Annotated in this window: 2 protein-coding genes; one reads left to right on the top strand and one right to left on the bottom strand. The window is 76.3% G+C overall.

The features are described from left to right. On the bottom strand, positions 1 to 543 hold a 543-nt coding region (locus GPJ59_RS38790), incomplete at its 3' end, for a helix-turn-helix domain-containing protein (protein ID WP_308120701.1). Positions 544 to 662: 119 nt separating this feature from the next. Between GPJ59_RS38790 and GPJ59_RS36320 the strand changes: the two genes are divergently transcribed. Continuing rightward, positions 663 to 1,210, top strand: a 548-nt coding sequence (locus tag GPJ59_RS36320; protein ID WP_308120702.1) for a cell division protein PerM, incomplete at its 3' end; no start/stop codon positions are given.

Below are 1,210 nucleotides of genomic sequence, written 5' to 3' on the forward strand. Positions count from 1 at the left end.
ACCTCCCCGAGCGACTGGGGGGGGCCCCCCCGGCCCCCGCCGACCGTGCAACCCACGGGGCGCGGGCGGCCGGCCGCCGCCTACGCCCGGCCCACCTGGCCCGGCGGGTCCGGAGGAGCGGGAGGGGAGAGAAGGGACGGACCCGGGCGTCCCGCCGGGGGCGGCCGGATCGGAGCCGCTCGCTCCGTGCGGGGGTGGGCCGGTCGGCGGTTCGGCGGCCCGTTCGGCCGCGGGACGGGGACGGGTGCGGGGACGGGTGCGGGACTGGGGGTGGGCGTGGGTGTGGGCATGGGTGTGGGGGTGGGAGCGTGCCGGGGCCGGCCGCTCGGTGAGGCGGGCCAGGAACCGCGCGTACACCTCACGCTTGCGGCCGCGCGGCTCGGTGCGGCCGGCCTCCCAGGAACGGACGGTGGACGGGGTCACCCCGACCGCCGCGGCGACCTCGTCGTGGCCGAGGTCGGCGGCTTCGCGCAGTCTGCGGCGCTCCTTGGCGGAGGGCAGGGACGGCTCAGGCTCAGAGGAGTTGTCGACGCTCTGTGTCATGCCGCTCTCCCCGCGACCTGGCAGTCCTGGGCGAAAAAGTACATAACCGTATATTGAGCGACACCACGGGTAATCGCCCGTTACGTGCCGTCAGCGCGTGTCGTTGGGACCATGGCCCGGTGACCCAAGTGACCGAACGCGGGACGTCCTTGTCGGCGGTCCCGGGGTCCGGCGGACGACGCCGTTCCCCGGCCGCCGCCACGTGTGTGCTGAGCGGCGCCCTCGCCGCCGGCCTGGGGCTCGGCTTCCTGGCCGTGCTCGTGATGGCGCTGTGGATCAGCTCGCCCTACCCGGACAGCGGGCCCGGTGGAGCGCTGCACATCGCGGCCGGGCTGTGGCTGCTGGCCCATGGCACGGAACTGATCCGGTACGACACCCTGTCCGGCGTGCCGGCGCCGGTCGGGGTGACACCGCTGCTGCTGGTGGGGCTGCCGGTGCTGCTGATGCGGCGGGCGGCGCGGCTGGCGACCGACGGCGACGAGACGCTCTCGGCCGGAGCCGTGTGCTCGGCCGTGCTGTGCGGCTACCTGGCCGTCGGGGCGGGCGCCACGGTGTACGCGGCGGGCGGGCCGCTGCCGGCCGATCCGTTGAGCGCGGCCTGGCACGTGCCGCTGGTCGCGTTCGTGGCGGCGGCCGGCGGGGTGTGGGCGGGTGAGGCGGGGTCCAT

The sequence above is a fragment of the Streptomyces bambusae genome, from assembly GCF_019400985.1.
Lineage (GTDB): Bacteria > Actinomycetota > Actinomycetes > Streptomycetales > Streptomycetaceae > Streptomyces > Streptomyces bambusae_A.